Source organism: Synechococcus sp. PROS-U-1, assembly GCF_014279755.1.
Classification (GTDB): Bacteria; Cyanobacteriota; Cyanobacteriia; order PCC-6307; family Cyanobiaceae; genus Parasynechococcus.
Genome location: NZ_CP047951.1, coordinates 2098724 through 2117858, shown reverse-complemented (window position 1 = coordinate 2117858; position 19135 = coordinate 2098724). Strand labels below are relative to the sequence as shown.

Here is a 19135-nt window from a genome sequence, read left to right as displayed (position 1 = left end):
TGCCCCTGGCCTGTTGACTGGTGCGGAGATGAGGCTTGATGGGATGACGCAACTGGCGGTGTCAGGTGCTTCCGGCAAAACCGGATGGCGGGTCGCGGAGGAGGCTCTCCAGCGTGGTCGATCGGTTCGAGCGATTGTTCGCCCCGCTTCCGTTCTGCCGCCTGCCCTGGCCCAGGCCGAGCAAGAGGGGCGCCTCGAGGTGCATCGGTTGGAGCTGGACACGGCCGAAGCGTTGCTCCATGCGCTGCAAGGTTGCACAGCGTTGGTGATCGCCACCGGGGCTCGACCCTCGATCAACCTGGCGGGGCCGTTGCAGGTGGATGCCTGGGGGGTGCAGGCCCAGGTTCAGGCTTGCCGCTCCATGGGGGTGCAGCGTGTGGTGCTGGTGAGCTCCCTTTGTGCCGGTCGGTGGCTGCATCCCCTCAACCTGTTTGGCTTGATCTTGATCTGGAAGCGGGTGGGTGAGCGCTGCCTGGAGCGGAGCGGTCTGGATTGGACCGTGGTCCGGCCGGGAGGTCTCAGTGAAGACGACAGCCGCTGCACCACGGAGGGCGTGCTGGTGACGGCGGCGGATCAACAACAGAGCAACAGCATTCCACGGCGTCTCGTGGCGCAGGTTTGTCTGGATGCTTTGGAGCAGCCGCGTGCCTGTGGTCGCATCCTGGAAATCACCAGCTCCCCGGCGCAGCCCCAGCAGCCGTTGGACCAGTTGCTGGATCAGCTCGGTTGATTCCAGGGCGATTCAGTCCCAGGCCCATGTGGTGCTGGGGCGGCCTGTGCTCGCCAGAAACCGTTCGCTGTCGGGGCGAATCAATTCAATCGTTTCTTGTTTGAGGTCGTCACTCCAGCTCGGCGCTGCCACGTCCTGCCGCCCTTTCGATCCTGCCGGATTCATCCGCGGTAATTCGCCCTTCTCCAGCAGCCCAGAGCAATCCGGTGCTGCGCCGATGAAGCTCAGGATGCGTCGCAGGCTGGTTTGGGGGTGCGTGCTGAGTTCCTCGGTGGTGATGCTCAGCATCGACTGCTGCGGAAACCAGCGCCCGTAGCGCTGCCATTGCTGGTGATACAGCGAGGCCTCCACAACGCGTTGTCTCAGGCGGGGCGAGCTGAGGAGGCGATCAAATGACGGGCAGTCCTTGATGCGTCCGCGCCAGTGCCGCCAGTGGGATTCAATCCGTCGCAGGGGATGGCGCACCAGGTAGATCAGAGGAATGGGGCCGAGGTGATGGTGGATCAGCTCCGGCGTTCTGACGTAGGAGCCATAGGACGAGGTGTACATCGTGCTGGCTTCGCCCCGCAGGGGCCGCCGCGGATCCGCTTCAAATTGATTGGCGTACCACTCCCAGCCGCGTGGATAGTGCCGGCCGAAGAATTTCGGCTCCATCGACCTGCTGATCTGGATCTGGGGATGGCGTCTCAGTGCCGTGGCAAGGCTTGTTGTGGCCGACTTGGCCGCCCCAATGATGATGAAGGTGGGCAACTGAGAGCGGAAGACCGCCGCGATCCGGTCGTGCCGTCCCTGCAGGCTGCGGTTGATCTGAGAACGGCAACGCCAGGCCTCCAGCCAGCTTGAGTGATCAGCGTCCGAAGCCATGGGACCGGAGCCAGTTCGACAGCTTCAATCCCGTGCTGTGCAGGGGGTTGATCCCCGGCAGGGGGGCGTTCTGGATCAAGTGATCCACAGACACATCGTTGTAAAAAAGGCGTACATCGTCGCCGTAGATCTGCATTGTTTTCTCGATCAGAGCATCGCTTGTGAAGTGACTCTGCAGCCCGCCGCGATCACTGCGCCGTACATTTTTCTGCGGCAACGACGCCATCACATCGATGCCGCGGCGGGCCAGGATGTCGCGTAGTTCCGCCCAGTGGTCGTCGATCTGTTCAACGCGTCCCACAAACTTCGGCACGATCTGATTGCCGATGCAAAGCAATTGGTTCTGGGGCAGAACGTGAACGTCGTAGTGCTTGAACGGTGTCTCGATGAGGACATCGAGGAAGGCGTCAAACGACATGCCATGGGTGATTCCCATGTTCTGCATCGGTAGAGGTGGCGCCTCGATCTCGATCACTTTGTTGTTGTACGCCGCGATCAGGCGGTCGAACGGGTTTCGAACGAAGCTGAAGCTGAAATGGCTGCGCCGGTACTTGCGGGCACGGCGCAGGGTGATCAGTTCCGTTTCCTGATTGGTTTCGTGCTGCCAGAACTTGTCAGATGTCGTTTTGGTCCCTTTGGGAGGTCTTTCGCTGAGCAGGCGACATAGGGCCGCTTTGATCGACGAATTCGCCGCCTTGGGAACCCGCCCATAGAGCAGGTTGTGGCGCTTCATCCGGATGAAGTGATGCGGTTGGGCCATGGATTAGCGGCTTTTGGCGAAATTTTTTTCGAGGAATTTGCGAAATAGCTTCCATTCGCTGCGGCTGAACAGCGGTCGCGCCTGGATCGCCAGTTCAAGCCCCCGTTCGTTCAGGCCCGGATTGGTGGTTTTGTTCAGGTTGTCGTTGTCAGTGTTCGCTTCCAGCTGCTGCCTGAGCAGGTCGTCTTGCTGGGGCAGCGCCTGCTTCAGCACATTCCATAAAAAGGTGCTGGGCTCCTGGGGATCGCTGGCTTGGTCATAGTTGATGCTCACGACTTTCAGGTCGCGTTTGCCCCCCAGTTTCCTGAGGGTCTGCTCAAGCTGTTGGGGATCGGTGTGGGAGAAATCGGCCGTTTGTCGGAACGTGCCGAAGTTGCTGGTTTCGGGTGTGTGCCGCCCTTCCTTGAGCAGTTGGGTGTGGCAGGAGCGAACAAACGCCTCTGGATCTCTGCTGGCAAACAGGACGGTCCAGGCAATCGATTGATGTTGAAGGCTGTCTTCCAGCCCGATCATCAGCCGTTTGGTGCGGGACTTGGCATACCGATACAAGCCCGTCTTGCGTTCCTTGTTGGGAGTTGTTCTGCGGGGTGGCTCCGCCAGGCCGTTGCGCAGTGTGCCGAAAATGGCTTCGAACGACAGAACGATGGTGTGAATGCTTTGCGGATGCTCCCCCGCCAACTCCATCAGAGTTGTTCTGGTTTGTGATTTCAGGCGTTTGGACGTTTTGCGGTCCCAGCGGCCCCATTGCAGGTGACGCCACAACTCGGAGCAACGCTTTTTGAACGTGTTGGGTCCGAGGTAGAGCACCCCCTGCTTCAGCAGCTGCTCACGGTTGGTCTGCAGGTTCCGCTGGATGTAGGTGCTGCCGGTTTTGTGCAGCCCGCAATGCAGCACAATCCGTTCCGGTTTGAGCTGACTCACGCGACCTGCCGTTGCGGGCTGGATTCGATACAGCTTTCCAGGCGTTCGAGGGCAAGCCAGGCGCCTTCGCCGTTGTTTTTGTGGCCCTGCCAGATCTCTGGAATGAAGGTCGCCTGCGGGGCGAGTTGGTCCATTAGGGCAAACAGCTGAACCCAATCGATGTCGCCGTCGTGGATCTGCAGGCCTTCACCATCCACACCTGAGGCATCGGCGAGATGCAGGTGCGCTGTGAAGGGAAGGATCGCCTTGAGGAAGGCACTGAAGGAGGCCTTGAGGTGGGTGCAGGCGAGCTTCGAGTGGGATACATCCAGGCAGACGCGCATGCCGGTGTCGTTGCAGAACTCCTGGATGAAGGCGGTATCGACAAACAGGTTGTGATAACGCTGCCCGCCGAAGTGCCAGGGGAAGGGGGGCATGGTCTGGGGAATGATCTCCACTTCGCCGGCGGTGTTGATCTGCTCAAGGCTCTCGATCAGGCGCTGGCGCAGCGGTTGCAACTCCGTGCGCTCGAGATGGTGGTGCTCGGAGAAGCCGCCGACGTTCGTCACCAGAAGGACGGGCTCGGGGCAGCGGAAGCGACGGCGCAGGTCACGGGAAATGTCGACCACGCGCTGCAGTTCCTGCACCGAGTGGCGCTGATAATCGTGATCCGCGCTGCAGAGATCGAGGGTGTGATCGCCGGCAAAGAGTTCGGGGGCGTGGACCACCAGACCCATCTCTTGCTGCGTCGGCAGCACCTGATCGAGATTGACCTCGAGATCTTTGTAGCTGAGGTGGATTTCCACCAGGTCGAGATTGCTGGTGGCGGCAAAGCTCTCGATGTCGTGATACCGAACCGGAACGCCAAAGCGATGTTGGAAGCGGTAGGCGCGCGGGCTGGCGGCCGGGGTCTCGAGGTCGGAGGGGAAGAAGAAGTCGCCGGCGGTTTTGCTCACCGGCAATGTCTTGCCGAGCAGGTCGGCCAGGCGGTTGGGCTGCAGCCCTTGCCCCGGGCTCTGGATGCCCACCATCGCCTCGGTGATCTCCGTGCCGGCGGGGACATCGCAAGTGGCAACGAGGCTCTTGGCCAGCACTTCGCGGTTCATCATTTCGCCTTGGCTGATGCTGCGTTCGCCGCTGCTGCCCATCGATTCCTCCACCCGGCGAATGCCGTGGATCATCTGGGCGAATTCATCGGGCAACAGGCTCACCTTGTGGTCGTTGCCCTCCATGGAGCGATCAAGGGTGATGTGTTTCTCGATCACCACAGCACCGAGGGCGGCGGCGGCAATCGGCACCTCGATGCCCCGCTCATGGCCGGAGTAGCCCACGGGAGCCTCGGCCAGGTCGCGCAGCCGCTCGAGGTAGCGCAGGTTGACGTCCTTGAACGGAGTGGGATAGGTGGAATTGCAGTGGAGCAGCACGTAGCCCGCACCCTCGTTCTGGAGATGACGGATGCCCGAGCGGATCTCCACCTCAGATGCCATGCCGGTCGAGCAGATCAGGGGCTTGCCGGTGGCAGCCAGGCTCGAGAGCAGAGCATGGTTGGTGAAATCCGCTGACGCCACCTTGAAGCCTTCCATCCCCCAGCGGTTGAGCTTGTCGAGGCTGGCTTCATCCCAAGGGGTGCAGAGGGGCACCAGACCTTTGCCGGCAGCGTGGTCGAAGCAGCGGAACAGCTCATCGTCGCTGAGCTGGAAGCGCTCGAGCAGATCCAGGGTGTACTGAGTTCCCAGATCGGAAGCCATGTCATTGCTGTCGCCGGCATTGCGATACAGCCGGCTCATGTCCCGCATCTGGAACTTGGCGCAGTCCGCTCCTGCGGCGTGGGCGGCATCGATGAGCTGGAGAGCGGTGTCGAGATCGCCGTTGTGGTTGTTGCCGATCTCGGCGATCAGGAAACAGGGGGCGTCATCGCCGATGCGGTGGGAGCCGATCTGGAGCCCATCGGTGGCCCGTCGTGCCACCGCGACGATGCGGCCATGGCTGTCGAGCAGCGGCAGGGCAATGATGCGCGAATTGAGCAGGGCGCTGAGATCACTGGCGCTGGTGCCCTCGGCGGCCGAGCGGCAAGTGGCGTTCATGGCGGCGGTGACCGGCCGGTTGAGGTCGATCTCGCCGCAACTGGCAATCCAGCGGCGGAAGTCGCCGTCGGTGAGAACGCCCTGGAGGATGCCGCTTTCCGAGACAACGAAGATCAGGCGGGATTGGTTGGCCGTGATCTTGCTGAGCGCCGAGAGGATGCTGTCTTCCGCGAAGACAACGAACTGGGTGAAATTCCGCTCAATCAGGATGCCTCTCACCGTTCTGTTCGGCCGCCCGGGTTGAGTCAGAGAATGAACTTACTTCAGATCTCTGTAGGAGATCAGCAGGGCGAGCTGCCGCAGCAGTGGGTTGGTCTGGCGGACAGCCCAATATCGCCGGGCGACGCCGCGGTGCTGGGGGCGCATCAGGGCCGCCTGGCAGAGCAGCTCCCGGGCATTGCTCCAGTCGCCACTGGCCATGGCGGCTTCCGCTCCCAAGCGGAGTTGGTTGAAGCTGGATTGGGCATTGCCCGGATAGCCGATGGTGCTCGGGAGACCCGATGGTGGCTGTCGTTTTTGTTCGTGCAGGGCGTCCAGCAGGGTTGAGGGGCTGAACCGTTGCGCGTAGCCCATCCACTCCAGCCAATGGGGATCCGGTGACGGTCCTTCAGCATCAAGAGCATCCAGGTTGGGGATGGACTCCAGGGAGCGCCAGACGCCGCTGCCGGCATAAACGTGGCCTCCGTAGTCCGGCTGCAGGCCCAGATCACTGATGGCAATGGCCCGGCAGCCGAAGTCGAGGGCGTCGAAGAAGGCTGTCGATGAGAGGGTGGCTAGCAGCCTGGCCTGCGATAACAGGACTGGCAGGGGGCGATAGTCCAGCCGCAGATTGGCGGGCGGTATGCCCAGGGTTTGCTTCAGGGTTGTGCTGATGTGGGTGTCGACGTCATGGAAGGTGGCGTCTCCGGGTGCGATTCGGGGTTTGATCAGCACTTCCCAGTTGGGAGAGCGGCTGGCCAGATCGCTGAGGAGGCGAACCAGCCGGGCCCGTTCGGTGCTCGATGCAGGCATGATCACCTGCTCGGCAAAGACAAGGCGTCGTGGACGCTGGGCGACGGGAACCAGGCCTGGACAGGGGGCGTTGCGCCGCAGACCGGTCAGCACAGTGCGCTGCTGGTCAAACGGGGTTCCCGCCACGAGCTGGCTCAGGGCCTCTTGGTCCCGGGGACCGCTGAGGCAGATCAGGTCGTAGCCCAGCCGCCAGCTCACCCCTTCGATGAAGTGCTCCAGCACCACGCCGTTGAAACCACAGAAGAGCAATGGTCGTGGGCCCTCACGTTGCAGAGCGAGACGGATGTCATTGAGCTTGCTGCCCGTTAGAAACACCCCGATGGCATCAAAGCTCTGCAAACGCCTGTCGCGCAGCAGCTGAGCCAGGCTTTGATGGCGCAGGGTTGCTTTCTGGCTCAGACGTTGCAGCAGCGCCTGGGGTGTTCCATCCCGTGGAATCACGTTGATGCTCCAGTGCACGCTCAGTTCGCTCGGAGCGCTGCAAAGGGCCTCGCAGGCCAGCAGTTGGCTGTCGCTGTCAGCGATGAACAGGATGTTGAGCGTGGGCCTGGTCGGTGTCGCTGTCATCGCTCGTTTCGACGGGCAATTTGTTTCAGTGCGCGGAGCAGGCGATCAGGTCCGTCAGTGATTTCAGCGCCCATGCCGTCCAGCCAGGCTCGGTTGCTCATCGGCAGCTCTGACACCGCATCGAGGTTGGGGATGCTGCGCAGGCGATGCATCGCGCCGCACCCGAAGAACCCTGTCGTGTTCTGTTCATCGTGGATGCCGTAGTCGCCCACCATGATCGGGATGCGGCCCCAGGCCATGGCCGCCAGGCTCCAGGGCGAACTCACCGAGAGGCAGGCGGTGCAGGATCCCAGCAGCGGCAGCAGTTGCTCGGGGGGAGCCTCGACCAAATTGTTGGCCCGGGGCGCGTCGCTGGGCAGCAGTGCCCTGGGCGAACTCCAGCTGTGGTCACGTTGCAGCATCACGGTCCAGGTCGGCCGTTGCTGTGCCCAGGAGTTGAGTTGGCGCAGCAGTTGATCCCGGGCTCCGATGTGGGTGGGGATCCGCTCCTGGATCAACGCGAGCAGGAGTGGCTGCTGGGCGGGTGCGCAGGGTGCTGTCTTCGCAAACCAGAAGCCTGTGCTGATCACAGGTGGCACCGGCAGGCTTGCGGGCCAGTTGAAGGTGAGTGATTGCAGCTGTCGGCGCTGATGTTCGCCGCTCACAAGCAGCAGATCACAGCCCATGCGCAGGGTGAGATCGCGGATCAGTGCATCGCCCACCAAGGGCACGAGGGGGCCGCTGAACACCGTTGCTGCGGGCCGTCCGCGCGCGCTGCAGAGGCTTTGATGGGCCTGGATGAAGGGCTGGATCTGATCCGGGTTCTGCAGGAAGAGGCCAATGGCTGAGACCTGATCCACCAAGGGATGTGCGGCCAGATGCTGTAGCTCGATGTTCAGCTGCTGTGGAGGTATGGCCAGGGGCTGGTGTCCCTGAAGCTTTGGCCCAGCTGTGATGCAGCGCTGACCCTGCTGTTCCAGCGCCTCTGCCATCAGCAAGCAGGCGGAACGCTCCAGCCCTCCGTCGCTGACCAGCAGGAGGGTCATCGTTCCCGCAGCAGTTTCGAGAGCCAGCCGAATCCCACCACGCTGTCTCGCAGGCTGCGCAGCATGCGACGGGTGCGGTGGCGTTTGCGCTGGCTGGAGCGGGCGCCACCACTGCTCAGCATCCGCCGGCCCCCGTTGCGCAAGGCGGCCTTCTGCCAGGCACTGCTACCCCAGCTCAGGGGACCATGGTTTGATTCCCCGAGCGGAGTGGCGGGGCTGTTGAGCCGCTCCATGAGTGCCGTGATGAAGCGGTCTTCACCGTCCCGGTGTAAACCTTGCTGCTCAAGCCATTGAGCGTCATGGATGACTTCGAACGGGGTCGCCTTGATCGCGGCGAAGCTGGCGATGGCACCTGAACTGGCAAAGAAGTGGTTGCCGAGGGTTTCGGTCACGCCCAGGTCACCGACGATGCGGGTGCTGATGCCCATCGCCATCGATTCCATGGCGGCGGTTGATGAGACGGTGATGGCACAACCGCACTGGCGGAGCAGCAGAGTGGCGGGTTTGAAACTCAGGCGCAGATTCGGCTGATCGCGCGTCATCTTGTCGATGACGCTGGCCATTTCCCCATGGCGCCGATGCAGAGTGCTCTCGATGCTCGATGTCCGCGGCTTAAAAATCACGGGGTGATCGGGCCAGGCCGCGGCCAGCTCCTTGATCTGGTCGCAAAGGAACCGGCGTTGCAGTGGATGCACTGGAATCGAGGGTTGTTCGAAGAACACGATCGACGGGTTCTCCAGAACTGCCTGGCGCTGTTTTGTGCGCCAGAGAATCGGTAGACCTGTGACGACGGCATTGCTGCTGTCCAGGCCCAGAGCCTTGCGGCCTCGGCCATACAAGGCCAGATCGTCGGCACTGTTGAGGCAGAGCAGGTCGACGCCGGAGCGGTCCATCATCCCTTCGAGGCCGAACCGGAACAGGATTCCCGGGTACGCGCTGATCAGCCGTGGACGTTGCTGTTGATTCGCCCAGATGTTTTGCAATTGCAGCAGGGCATCGCGGCTGCGCTGGCCATCCAGACCCAGGATCAGGGCATCGATATCCCCCGCCATGTCGCCACAGAGCTGGCGCAGATCATTCCAGTTGTGTTTTTCGATGCGGGTCTTGGGGTCGATCCGCCGAATTTCAAGGCGTTGCCGGCGAGAGAGAGCCCGGTTGTTCAGCTGCAGCAGCAGCAGGGTGGTCTCGGCGCCTTCCCTCCGGCAAGCAGCCAGCATGGTCATCGCCAGCTTCCCAAAGGAGTCGAAACAGGCGACGGCGGTGACCTTGCGGCCGACGAGGCGCTTTGATTCTGCGAGCGCCATCGACTCCGAGTCTTTGCTGGGCAAAATTACTCGGCTTTCTGTCCAGCGATGTTGCGGCAGAGGGCCAGATCGTCGGGCGTGTCGATTTCCGGCCCTACCTGTTCCAGGACTACCGGACTCGACGGTGGGCAGAAGCGACTGCCGCAGCGCCGGAAGGCCGCGAGGTCCATGGCGTAAATCGCTCCTGTTTCCAAAAATGCTGGTTCCAGCTCCTGGCGGCGTTGGCGGGGCAGCTCAGGGTCGTGGTTGATGCCCCGCCCATCGGCGCGCCAAAGAAAGCCGTGCCAAGGGGTGACGGCGAAGCTGCTGTTGCAGTGTTCTGGATTCAGGGCAGCAAGTACCGCATCGATCTGATCTCCGTTGGTGAAGGGGGAGGTGCATTGCAGGAACACCAGCTCGGCTTCGAGTGGTCCCTGCTCCTCCAGCACGTCGAGAGCATGCAGCAGTGCCGATTCCGAACTGGCCGTGTCCCCGGAGATGGCCTCGGGGCGCCGAATTACGCCGGCGCCCTCGCCTTCGGCAGCTGCCGCGATGGCGTCATCGTCGGTGCTCACCACCACTCGGCCAACGCTGTTGCTGGCCTGGGCGGCATGGATGCTGCGGCAGACCAGTGGCACACCGCCCACCTCTTGCAGGTTCTTTCCTGGAATGCCCTTCGATCCACCGCGGGCGGGGATTAGGGCCAGCGCACCACGGGGGACTGCCATCGGTGAGGATTCAGTGCGACCTGTCTTACCCGATGACCAGGCCTGCTGCTCTGCGGCTCGGTGTTCCGGCCCGGGGGATGCTGACGCACCGCACACTTCCGCAGCTCATGGCACCGCACTTGTTGGTGCCGGGCCGGAGGCGTGATGTGGATGCGCTACTGGCCTGGGGGCGGCGGCCCAGTGCGCTTCGTGTCGAACGCCTCGCCCGCCGTTGGGATCTGCCGGTCTGGCATCTCGAGGACGGTTTGCTGCGCTCGTTGGCTAAGGGCAGGAATCATCCACCGCTTGCTCTTCTGGTGGATGAACTGGGGGTGCATTTCGATGCCACAGCCCCCAGCCGGATGGAGCAGTTGATTGCGGCGCCGATCACGGCGGCTGAGGCTGATCGCGCCCGTGCGCTGGGGATGCTGTGGCGCGAGCAGCGGCTCAGCAAGGTGAACCCCCCTGCGGAGGCGGCGGCGCCCCAAGACCCGTTTGTGCTGGTGGTCGATCAATCCGCGGGGGATCGATCGATCGCGCTTGGACTGGCGGATGCCAGCTGTTTTCAGCAGATGCTTCAGGCCGCTTTGGACGAACATCCCGACTGCACGGTGGTGTTGAAGGTGCATCCGGATGTGATCTCTGGGCGCGCCCGAGGCCATTTCAATGCCAGGGATCTGGCTGAGCCCCGCGTTCGTTTGAGTGCTGATGGTGGTCATCCGGCGCAGCTGCTCGAGCGGGCCAGGGCGGTGTATGTGGTCACCTCTCAGATGGGCTTTGAGGCCCTGCTTTGGGGTCGCCCTGTCCACTGTTTTGGCGTGCCGTTCTATAGCGGCTGGGGGCTAACCCACGACCGATGCAAGGCCCCGGTCCGGCGACGCCAGCGCGCCAGCCTGGAGGCCCTGGTGCATGCCGCACTGGTGGGGGCCTGCCGCTGCATCGACCCGCACCGGCATCAGCCCTGCAGCATGGAAACGTTGATGCGTGCGATCGGCCTGCAGCGGCGCCTGCAGGCCCAGCAGCCGCGGCGGTGTGTGGCCTACGGCTTCACCCCCTGGAAACAGCGCAATCTGCGCCGCTTCCTGGCGGGCAGTCAGCTGCGCTTTCGCGCCCCATGGCGGCGGATTCCGCAGGGCGTTGATGCCGTGGTGGTCTGGGGCCGTCGCGCCAAGCCGCGGTTGCTTGAGGCCGCGGCCCGGCGTCAGCTGCCGGTGGTGCAGGTGGAGGACGGTTTTCTGCGTTCGGTCGGACTTGGGGCTGATCTGGTGGATCCAGTGTCCTGGGTGGTGGATCACCAGGGCGTCTATTACGACGCCACTCGACCCAGCGATCTTGAAACACGCCTGGCGACGGGGCAGTGGACGCCGGCCCAACAGCAGAGGGCCGCGGCCTTGCGTCAGCGGTTGGTGGAGGAGGCGATCACCAAATACAACCTCCAGGCGGAGCCCTGGATCCGCCCTGTCGGCCAGAGGCGGGTGGTGCTCGTGATCGGTCAGGTGGAAAGCGATGCCTCGATCCGCTACGGCGCCCCGGGTCTGCGCAGCAACCGCGCCTTGCTGGCGGCGGTGCGCGCGGCGGAGCCAGAGGCTTATCTGGTGTACAAGCCGCATCCCGATGTGGTGGCCGGGCTCTGCCGTGCCGGTGCGGGCGAAGACGATGCCGCTGAGCTCTGCGATGCGGTGCTGCCGCAGGGTTCGATCCAGCAGCTGTTCACTCAAATTGATGCCCTGCACGTGCTCACCTCCCTGGCGGGGTTTGAGGCGTTGCTGCGTGGCCTGGAGGTGCATTGCTGGGGCTTGCCGTTCTATGCCGGCTGGGGACTCACCCACGACCGCGAGCGTTGCGACCGCCGACAGCGGCAGCTGTCGCTGGATGAGCTGGTCCATGCCGCCCTAATCGACTATCCCCGCTACGTCAGCCGCGACAGCGGTTGGTTCATCACCCCAGAGCAGGCCATCGATGAGCTGGTGGCCTGGCGAGCGGCTCCGCCGCAGCGGCGGACGCTTGTGCAGGCCCTGTTCCGCCACTGGGGCCGGCTGCGGCGCCGTTGAGGCGTGTCAGGATTTTGCCTATTCATGGGCGGGATGCAGTTTGGGCAGGGGACGGGCGCCAGCTCTCGTACAGGTGCGGATCGACGGACCGGTTCTGCTGTTGATGGGTCCGATTGGTCTTTTCTTCGCTCGCTTCTGCCGCTACCTGCAGGGGTGTGGCATTCCGGTCACCAAGGTGGCGTTCCCCCTGCGGGAATTCGGCTTCCCGGCTGATGTCTGTGTGCCCTACAGCAAGGGGATGGACTCGTGGCGTCCCTTCCTGCGGCGGCTGATTGAAGAACGCGGAATTCGCCACATCTTTATGTATGGCGACTTCATCATTCCCCACCGGATCGCGATTGAAGAAGCCCGCGATCTTGGTGTCGAGGCCTGGGTGTTTGAGCTGGGGTATCTGCGCCCGAATTACGTGACGTTGGAACGGGACCGGGTCAATGCCCGTTCCAACCTCAACCAGCCAGCGGCCTTTTATCGGGTGCTGCCGCCGTGCGATCAGCTCCCGCAAAACATCGTGCTTGATCCGGGTTGGCGCTGGCGCAAGGCCTTGAAGGCGCCGACGTTCATCCAGCACGCCTTCACCCGTTACCCAATTATTGAGGGAGAGCACAAGCTTCAGCCGTCACCACGCTTCCTTTGGTGTCAGGTTCGGGGCACTTGGCGTTACTGGCTTTACCGCTGGCAGGAGCGGGCGGTGAAGCAGCGGTTGCTGGAACACTTCTCTTTTTTCCTGTCTGTTCTGCAGGTCTCCAGTGATTCACAGATCCAGATGGGGTCGCCTTATCGCGGCATGCATGACTTCATCGAAGACGTCATCCGGTCCTTCGCTGGCCATGCCCACGCGTCCGACCATCTGGCTTTCAAGCACCATCCCCGGGATCGGGGGTACAACAACTATGCCTCGCTGATCCGGCTCCTCGCCAAGCAGTACGGCGTCTCCGGCCGGGTGCATTACTTCCACGACGGTCCCCTCAGCCGCTATCTGCGCACCTGCCGTGGGGTGATCACTGTGAACAGCACTGTTGGGCTGCAGGCCTTGTTCCATGCGGTGCCCACCAAGACGATGGGAAACACCTTCTACAACCTGGAGGGACTGACCGATCAGAAGCCGCTTGATGCCTTCTGGTGTGATCCTCAGCCCAGCGATCGAGCACTTTTCTACCGGTTTTACAACCATTTGGTGCTCACCACGCAGGTGAATGGAAATTTCGATGGAGATTTCCCTTTCCGCACCACCTTCCCGATCGGTCCGGAGGCCCGTCAGCTCCCTCCCAGTCCCAGACTGCCGATCCCGAAATCGGGGACGCTGCGCAATCCTGTGCTGCTGGTGGGGCGGGTGATGGCTCGGCTGGCTTGGGCCTTCTTGGGTTTCACGCTCTACGGTTTGCAGTTGCCGGCCATGCTGCTGAGGAGACCGGACTGGGCCGCAGCACTCATGACCATGGCCTCCTCAGTGGCTCTGCGGGCCCTGGGGATTCAGGTGGTGGTGGATGACAGTCAACCCTCGGAACCGTCCGAGATGCCCCTGGTGCACATCTTCAATCACCGCAGCCCCTGTGATGGCCTGGTGATTCAAGGGGTTCTGCGCTTGCCGGGGTTGACCACTGCTCAGCTGCATCTGCGCTGGGTGCTGCCCGGCTATGCCGCCGCTGCACGCAATGCAGGCTCGGCGGTGCTGGACCACCGCCAGCCCCAGTCGCGCCTCGCCGGAATGATGAGTGCCTCCACCCTGCTGCGGGACCACGGCGAAATCATGATTGCCCCCAACGGTTCGCTGGTGACGCCGATTGAGGAGCGGGTGTCGCCGAGTGCCTGGATGCTGGCCCAGCACTACGGCGGCCGGGTGGTGCCCTGGTTCTTCAGCTACGACGGATTGGAGGGTGCCGTCGGTGCACGCTACAAACCGCTGCCCCTGTTGCTGGGTCGTTTGACAGCTCCATTGGGCACGATTCATTGCCGCCGTGGTCGGGCGGATGATCTCCAGTTGCCGACGGATCCCCGCGATCGTGACGGATTCAGCGTTGCTGTTCAGCAGTACTACCGGGAGCAGACAGCACAAGGCTGATGTTGTGACCGCCGAAGCCAAAGGCGTTCTTGAGCATCAGCCGTTCGGAGCCTGAGGTGGACAGTTCGACGGACCCTTGGTTGGTCACAGCGAGCTCCACCTCCGGGTCGAGGGGATCTGCATTGATACTGCGGGGCAGCGTCCCTTGCTGTAGCGCCTGTAGGCCAAGAATCGCCTCCACGGCTCCCGCAGCACCCAGCAGATGCCCGAGTTGCCCCTTGGGGGCAAAGACGGGAATCTGATCGGCGGCAGCACCCAAGCTGCGGCGTAGCGCCCTCGCTTCCGCGAGGTCCCCCAGGCTGGTGCCGGTGGCATGGGCCTGGACGGCGCAGAGATCGCCGGGTTCCACCCCAGCTCGCCGCAGGGCATCTTCGATCGCCAGGCTGGCCTGGGTGCCCTGGGGTTCAGGCGCCACGATGTGATGGCCGTCGCTGCTGCTGCCGCAGGCCAGTTGCCAACCCAGTGCAGCGCCCCTGGGGGTGTCCTCCTCTCGCATCATCGCCAGCACTCCGGCCCCTTCGGAGAGCACAAAACCGTCCCGGTCTTGGCTGTAGGGCCGCGAGGCTTGCTCAGGGGCGTCGTTGCGGGACGACAGGGCCCGCATCGCGGAAAAGCCCACGAGCCCCAGCCGGTTCACCGGTGCTTCAGTGCCACCCGCCAACACGAGATCGACCCGTTCATCGTTAAGCAGCATCTGGGCAAGCATCATTGCCTCGGCTCCAGATGCACAGGCTGAGACCGGTGTGTGAGCACCACCATGCAGCCCCAGATCGATCGCGACTTGGCCGGCCGCAGCATCGGGGATCAGCATCGGAACGGTCAGGGGATTGACCCGCGTGGGGCCTCCGGCGGTCAGCTGGTTGTGCTGTTCATGCATTGTGTGGAGTCCACCGATGCCTGTTCCCAGCACCACGGCCACCCGGGCTGGATCAAGACCTGAGGTGAGATCGCTGGCCATGGTCCACGCCTCCCGAGCCGCCAGGAGCCCGAGCTGAGCACAGCGGTCGGACCGCCGCAGGAGCAGTGGTTCAAGGGAGCTTGTGGCAGCTTCCGGTACGCAGCCTGCGATGCGCACCGGCAGATCGTCGCTCCATGGTGCCGTCAGAGCGCTGATGCCAGAGCGGCCAGCCAGCACCGCGTCCCATGTTGATCTTGCGTCACAGCCAAGGGGAGAGACAGAACCCCAGCCCACGATCGAAACACGTTGGGCGCACCGCTGACGAACTGACACGGTCAGGCGGTCTTTGAGTTGGTTGGATCGATCTCGAGTGATTCCAAATGAGTTTGGATATCACCCACAGTCTTGAACTGCAGCAGCTGCTCTTCTTGGATGCGGATGCCGAAACAGGTGTCGGCTTCGATCAGAATTTCGTAGAAGCCGAGGGAGTCAATCCCAATGTCCTCCATCAGGCGTGCATCAGAGGTGATCACGGCAGGATCCGCACCGGAGATGCGATGCAGGATCTCGACAAGGCGTCCCTCTAGCTGCTGCTTATCGGGGGTTCCCTCGGCCAACACCTATAACCATCTAATCAAGCCAAAGTACCAGCGCCGCTTCGTTTATCTTTCGCCGCGGTACCAGCTGAATTGCTGGTAGACCGGTTGGTGATCAACATCAATAAAGAACGCTAGGCGATCTTTTGGCAGGCTTGAGAGGTCGGCTGCCATCAGGATCTCGGTGATTCGGTTGAAATCTCTCGCGAGAGACAGGTCACAGACCTTGGCTTCCATCAGATTGAAGTATTGACGCAACAACACCGGCAGACGGAAGTCGTCGTTGTGGTCTTGTCGGATCGCCACTTCCAGAGCCTGAACGTTGCCGATCGGGTGGATGCTGTCGTCGGGCTGGATCGCGCTGATCGGGTGACGCGGTGGCGGCAGGGTCGGGCGGGTCCTGCGATAAGGAGGCCGCATTAACGCACTGAGGAAGGCCGTGTTGACAGCATCGCTGTAGGCGAAGTGGTTGTAGGAGACAAGTCCGTGCAGGATGCTGAAGCCCGAACGGGCTGCGATCAGGAGCCCCCCTCGGAACAGGGCCATCAGGGAATGCGGTTGGCGCTGAAAGCGGTGGGCTAACGCCACCCGACCGATCTCCACGTGGTGGGTTTGCTCAGCCAGCATCGCCTTGATGCCCGGATAGACGTGCTCCAGGTAGGACTGCTGGCTGCCAGGAAGATGTTCAGACGCTGTGAACTGGGGAATGAACTGCAGCCGGGCAGAACCGGCCAGGGCCCCGCTGCGGGGTTCCAGCAGAATCAAATGGTCATAGGACGCATCGCGTCCGTCAAGGTCACGGGTGCTGCCGGAGCCGGAGAGCTGTTGGCGGTAGGTGGATTCCCGCAACGTGCCGACGGCGTCAGCGACGGCATCGAATCGCGATCCGGGGATCAGATGCAGCTCGAGACCGTCGATGCTGAACAGCAGGCTGGTGGCCTGGTTGGCTTCGCTCCAGCCCTGAGGAAGAAGAACGTCATCCTGAGCTGCTGGTCCGGTCTGCGTCATGGGCCATATGCCTGACCCGCATTATGCGGGAAGATTGGCGTCTCATCGGCTGCCGCCTCAGTTCCACCCATGGTTGTGCCCTCAAGGACCGGTCTATCCGCAGGTGTTGCTGCAGCGATGGTGCTCTCGGCTCCACTGTCTTTTGGTGGAGGACTGAGGGCTGAAGAGAGGATCAACTGGCTCAAAACGCCGGTCAAGGCCACTGCACCGCTGCTGGCCCCTCCGCAGTTACCACCGCCGCCCAGCCTGCCGCCACAGACCTACCGCTACCGCCTGGCCCCAGGAGACCGGCTGGTGACATCGGTGTTCAAGATCGAGGGTTACGAAGCGCAGGTTCAGGTGTTGAGCGATGGCACCATCAACCTGCCGCGGCTCGGCACGGTTGAGGTGTGGGGCCTGACCCTTGAGGAAGCGCGGCAGCGGATCACCAATGGCTACAGCCAATTTCTGCGGCGACCTCTGGTGTATCTCGACTTGGTCGAGCAGCGTCCGATCCGGGTGACGGTGACGGGGCAGGTCTTGCGTCCTGGCGTTTTCACCCTGCCTGTGAACAGTCAGGGATCCGTGGGCGGGGGCGTCGAACTTGGTGGTGTCGGCGGTGGCGGTGGTGGATGGCCGACCATGGTTGATGTGATCCAGAAAGCTGGTGGGATTTCCGCCACTGGGGATCTGGCTCGTCTGGAACTGCTGCGCCCCTCTCCAACGCCAGGTGGATCAACTCAGAGTTACGTCTTTGACTACCTCACCGTGCTGAAAAACGGAGGGTTTGCCCCCAATCCGCTGATCTATGACGGCGACAGCATCCGGGTCTACAAGACGATATCGCCGGTCAATGTCGACCTGCTGACAACTGCTGCGTCGAACTTCGCCCCGGCAACGATCAACGTGCAAGTCGCTGGCGAGGTCTTTGCTCCAGGAGTTGTTCAAATCAGTTCCAACGCTCCTTTGTCGCGCGCCATCCTTGCCTCGGGTGGAGTCACCCGCCGCGGCAGCGTGACGCGGGTTGATTTGATCCGCATGGATGGTCAGGGCCGTACCACGGTGAAGCAGTTGCGCTACGACCCGAATGCCGTGCTCAGCAGCACGAACAACCCGCCGATGCGCAATGGCGATGTGGTGGTGGTGGACCGCAACAACCTCACCAGGTTCACCGACGGGATGAATGACGCCCTGCAGCCGCTGACGCCGATCGTGAATGCGGCGTCGATTTTCCGGCTGCTGGGGCTGCCCACCGGGGTCGGTTCATCTTCTCGCAGCCGTTGATCAGATTCCTAGCCGCTCCCAGATCACACCAAGGTTCTCTTGGTGTAGCGCGGTGCTAAAGCAGTCGGCCAGCTCGGCTGCGGAGAGCCGGCTGCTGACATCGCCATCCGCTTCGAGGTTGGCGCGGAAGTCGCCGCCGGCGGTGTTCCAGGCGGTGTGGGCATTGCGCTGGACGACCTGATAAGCCTCCTCCCGACTCATGCCCGTACCCACAAGGGCGAGCAGCACCCGCTGGCTGAACACCACTCCGCCATACACATTCATGTTGCGACGCATGTTCTCGGGGTAGATCCCAAGACCCTTCACGACGCTGGTCATCTCACGCAGCATGAAGTGCAGGGTGACCGAGCAATCGGGGAGCATCATTCGCTCGGTTGAGCTATGGCTGATGTCGCGTTCGTGCCAGAGGGCCACGTTCTCGAGGGCCGCAATGGTGTAGCTGCGCAGCACTCGGGCCAGACCGCTGATCCGCTCGCTGCGGATCGGGTTGCGTTTGTGGGGCATGGCGGAGCTGCCCTTTTGGCCCTTGGCGAAGTTTTCCTCCACTTCCAGCACATCGGTGCGCTGAAGGTTGCGGATTTCGGTGGAGAAGCGCTCCAGGGAGGCGCCCACCAGGGCGAGGGTCTGCACGTAATCGGCATGACGATCGCGGGAGATCACCTGGGTGCTGGCGGTGTCTGGAGTGAGGCCGAGGATCTCGCAGGCGATCGCTTCCACTTGGGGGTCGGTGTTGGCGTAGGTGCCCATGGCACCGCTGACCTGGCCCACGGCCACATCCTGTCCCAGCCGCTCCAGCCGGGTGCGGTTGCGCTCGGTTTCGGCCAGCCAGCCGGCCACCTTGAATCCGAAGGTGATCGGTTCGCCGTGTATGGCATGGGAGCGGCCGATCATTTCGGTGCTCTTGTGGGCTCGGGCCAGTTCCCGCAGCGCTGCTGCAAGGTCATCCAGTTCCTTTCGCAACAGGGCAACGGAGCGTTTCAGCTGCAGGGCCACGCCCGTATCCAGCACGTCACTGCTGGTCATGCCGACATGGATGTGGCGACCGGCATCGCCGACGTGCTCGTTCACGTTGGTGAGGAAGGCGATCACGTCATGACGCACCTCGGCTTCGATCTCGAGGATCCGTTCCACCTCGAAGCTGGCCTTGGCCTTGATGGTGTCGAGGGCCTCCTGGGGCACGCGGCCAAGCCGGCAGTTGGCTTCGGTGGCGGCGATCTCCACATCCAGCCAGCTCTGGAATTTCGCCTGCTCACTCCAGACGGCTCCCATCTCAGGAAGGGTGTAACGCTCAATCACCGGCGCGCTCGGTTGAACAACCCAACGAATCTA

The 19135-nt window shown here is 62.8% G+C and carries 16 protein-coding genes; 4 read left to right on the top strand and 12 right to left on the bottom strand.

Annotated features, from left to right (window positions below; translation table 11 throughout):
• Window positions 1-43 precede the first annotated feature (43 nt).
• Entirely contained in the window at window positions 44-730 is a 687-nt protein-coding gene (locus SynPROSU1_RS11525) for an SDR family oxidoreductase (RefSeq protein ID WP_186570622.1), read from the top strand.
• A gap of 12 nt (window positions 731-742) precedes the next feature.
• Here SynPROSU1_RS11525 and SynPROSU1_RS11520 read toward each other — a convergent pair whose 3' ends face one another.
• From SynPROSU1_RS11520 to SynPROSU1_RS11485, 8 genes are read right to left on the bottom strand one after another with little or no spacing between them, the layout of a single operon-like run.
• Window positions 743-1594 carry a sulfotransferase gene (locus SynPROSU1_RS11520; protein ID WP_186570621.1) on the bottom strand — a complete coding sequence of 284 codons (852 nt, stop codon included), beginning with the start codon at window positions 1592-1594 and terminating at the stop codon, window positions 743-745.
• Window positions 1578-2354 carry a sulfotransferase family protein gene (locus SynPROSU1_RS11515; protein WP_186570620.1) on the bottom strand — a complete coding sequence of 259 codons (777 nt, stop codon included), beginning with the start codon at window positions 2352-2354 and terminating at the stop codon, window positions 1578-1580. The genes SynPROSU1_RS11520 and SynPROSU1_RS11515 overlap by 17 nt, the downstream gene beginning before the upstream one ends.
• A 3-nt stretch (window positions 2355-2357) precedes the next feature.
• Entirely contained in the window at window positions 2358-3275 is a 918-nt protein-coding gene (locus tag SynPROSU1_RS11510; protein ID WP_186570619.1) for a hypothetical protein, read from the bottom strand.
• Window positions 3272-5557, bottom strand: coding sequence for an N-acetylneuraminate synthase family protein (locus SynPROSU1_RS11505; protein ID WP_186570618.1), 2286 nt, complete (start codon window positions 5555-5557; stop codon window positions 3272-3274). The genes SynPROSU1_RS11510 and SynPROSU1_RS11505 overlap by 4 nt, the downstream gene beginning before the upstream one ends.
• A gap of 39 nt (window positions 5558-5596) precedes the next feature.
• On the bottom strand, window positions 5597-6916 hold the full coding sequence (locus tag SynPROSU1_RS11500) for a DUF6716 putative glycosyltransferase (RefSeq protein ID WP_186570617.1): 1320 nt from the start codon (window positions 6914-6916) through the stop codon (window positions 5597-5599).
• On the bottom strand, window positions 6913-7941 hold the full coding sequence (locus tag SynPROSU1_RS11495; protein ID WP_186570616.1) for a DUF6716 putative glycosyltransferase: 1029 nt from the start codon (window positions 7939-7941) through the stop codon (window positions 6913-6915). Before SynPROSU1_RS11495 ends, SynPROSU1_RS11500 begins: the two co-directional genes overlap by 4 nt.
• Window positions 7938-9245, bottom strand: a complete 1308-nt coding sequence (locus SynPROSU1_RS11490) for a DUF6716 putative glycosyltransferase (RefSeq protein WP_186570615.1) — start codon at window positions 9243-9245, stop codon at window positions 7938-7940. Before SynPROSU1_RS11490 ends, SynPROSU1_RS11495 begins: the two co-directional genes overlap by 4 nt.
• A gap of 26 nt (window positions 9246-9271) precedes the next feature.
• Window positions 9272-9952: a cytidylyltransferase domain-containing protein gene (locus SynPROSU1_RS11485; protein WP_186570614.1), complete on the bottom strand. Its 681-nt coding sequence runs from the start codon at window positions 9950-9952 to the stop codon at window positions 9272-9274.
• Between the two features lie 32 nt (window positions 9953-9984).
• Here SynPROSU1_RS11485 and SynPROSU1_RS11480 point away from each other — a divergent pair, with 32 nt between their 5' ends.
• Both SynPROSU1_RS11480 and SynPROSU1_RS11475 read left to right on the top strand, forming a co-directional pair.
• A complete protein-coding gene (locus tag SynPROSU1_RS11480) occupies window positions 9985-11982 on the top strand; it encodes a capsular polysaccharide biosynthesis protein (protein WP_186570613.1) in 1998 nt (665 codons plus the stop codon).
• Window positions 11891-14041 carry a capsular biosynthesis protein gene (locus tag SynPROSU1_RS11475; RefSeq protein ID WP_186570612.1) on the top strand — a complete coding sequence of 717 codons (2151 nt, stop codon included), beginning with the start codon at window positions 11891-11893 and terminating at the stop codon, window positions 14039-14041. Before SynPROSU1_RS11480 ends, SynPROSU1_RS11475 begins: the two co-directional genes overlap by 92 nt.
• Here the strand turns inward: SynPROSU1_RS11475 and SynPROSU1_RS11470 are convergent.
• From SynPROSU1_RS11470 to SynPROSU1_RS11460, 3 genes are read right to left on the bottom strand one after another with little or no spacing between them, the layout of a single operon-like run.
• Entirely contained in the window at window positions 13992-15272 is a 1281-nt protein-coding gene (locus SynPROSU1_RS11470; protein WP_186570611.1) for a beta-ketoacyl-[acyl-carrier-protein] synthase family protein, read from the bottom strand. The genes SynPROSU1_RS11475 and SynPROSU1_RS11470 overlap by 50 nt on opposite strands.
• 2 nt (window positions 15273-15274) lie before the next feature.
• Window positions 15275-15559 (bottom strand): acyl carrier protein, encoded by a 285-nt coding sequence (locus tag SynPROSU1_RS11465; RefSeq protein WP_255444662.1) that lies wholly within the window; start codon window positions 15557-15559, stop codon window positions 15275-15277.
• A 42-nt stretch (window positions 15560-15601) separates the two neighbouring features.
• Window positions 15602-16543: a GNAT family N-acyltransferase gene (locus SynPROSU1_RS11460; RefSeq protein WP_186570609.1), complete on the bottom strand. Its 942-nt coding sequence runs from the start codon at window positions 16541-16543 to the stop codon at window positions 15602-15604.
• A 117-nt stretch (window positions 16544-16660) separates the two neighbouring features.
• Between SynPROSU1_RS11460 and SynPROSU1_RS11455 the strand changes: the two genes are divergently transcribed.
• Window positions 16661-17806, top strand: coding sequence for a polysaccharide biosynthesis/export family protein (locus SynPROSU1_RS11455; RefSeq protein WP_255444661.1), 1146 nt, complete (start codon window positions 16661-16663; stop codon window positions 17804-17806).
• Here the strand turns inward: SynPROSU1_RS11455 and purB are convergent, their stop codons facing one another.
• Window positions 17807-19102, bottom strand: a complete 1296-nt coding sequence (gene purB, locus SynPROSU1_RS11450; RefSeq protein ID WP_186570607.1) for an adenylosuccinate lyase — start codon at window positions 19100-19102, stop codon at window positions 17807-17809.
• Window positions 19103-19135 lie beyond the last annotated feature (33 nt).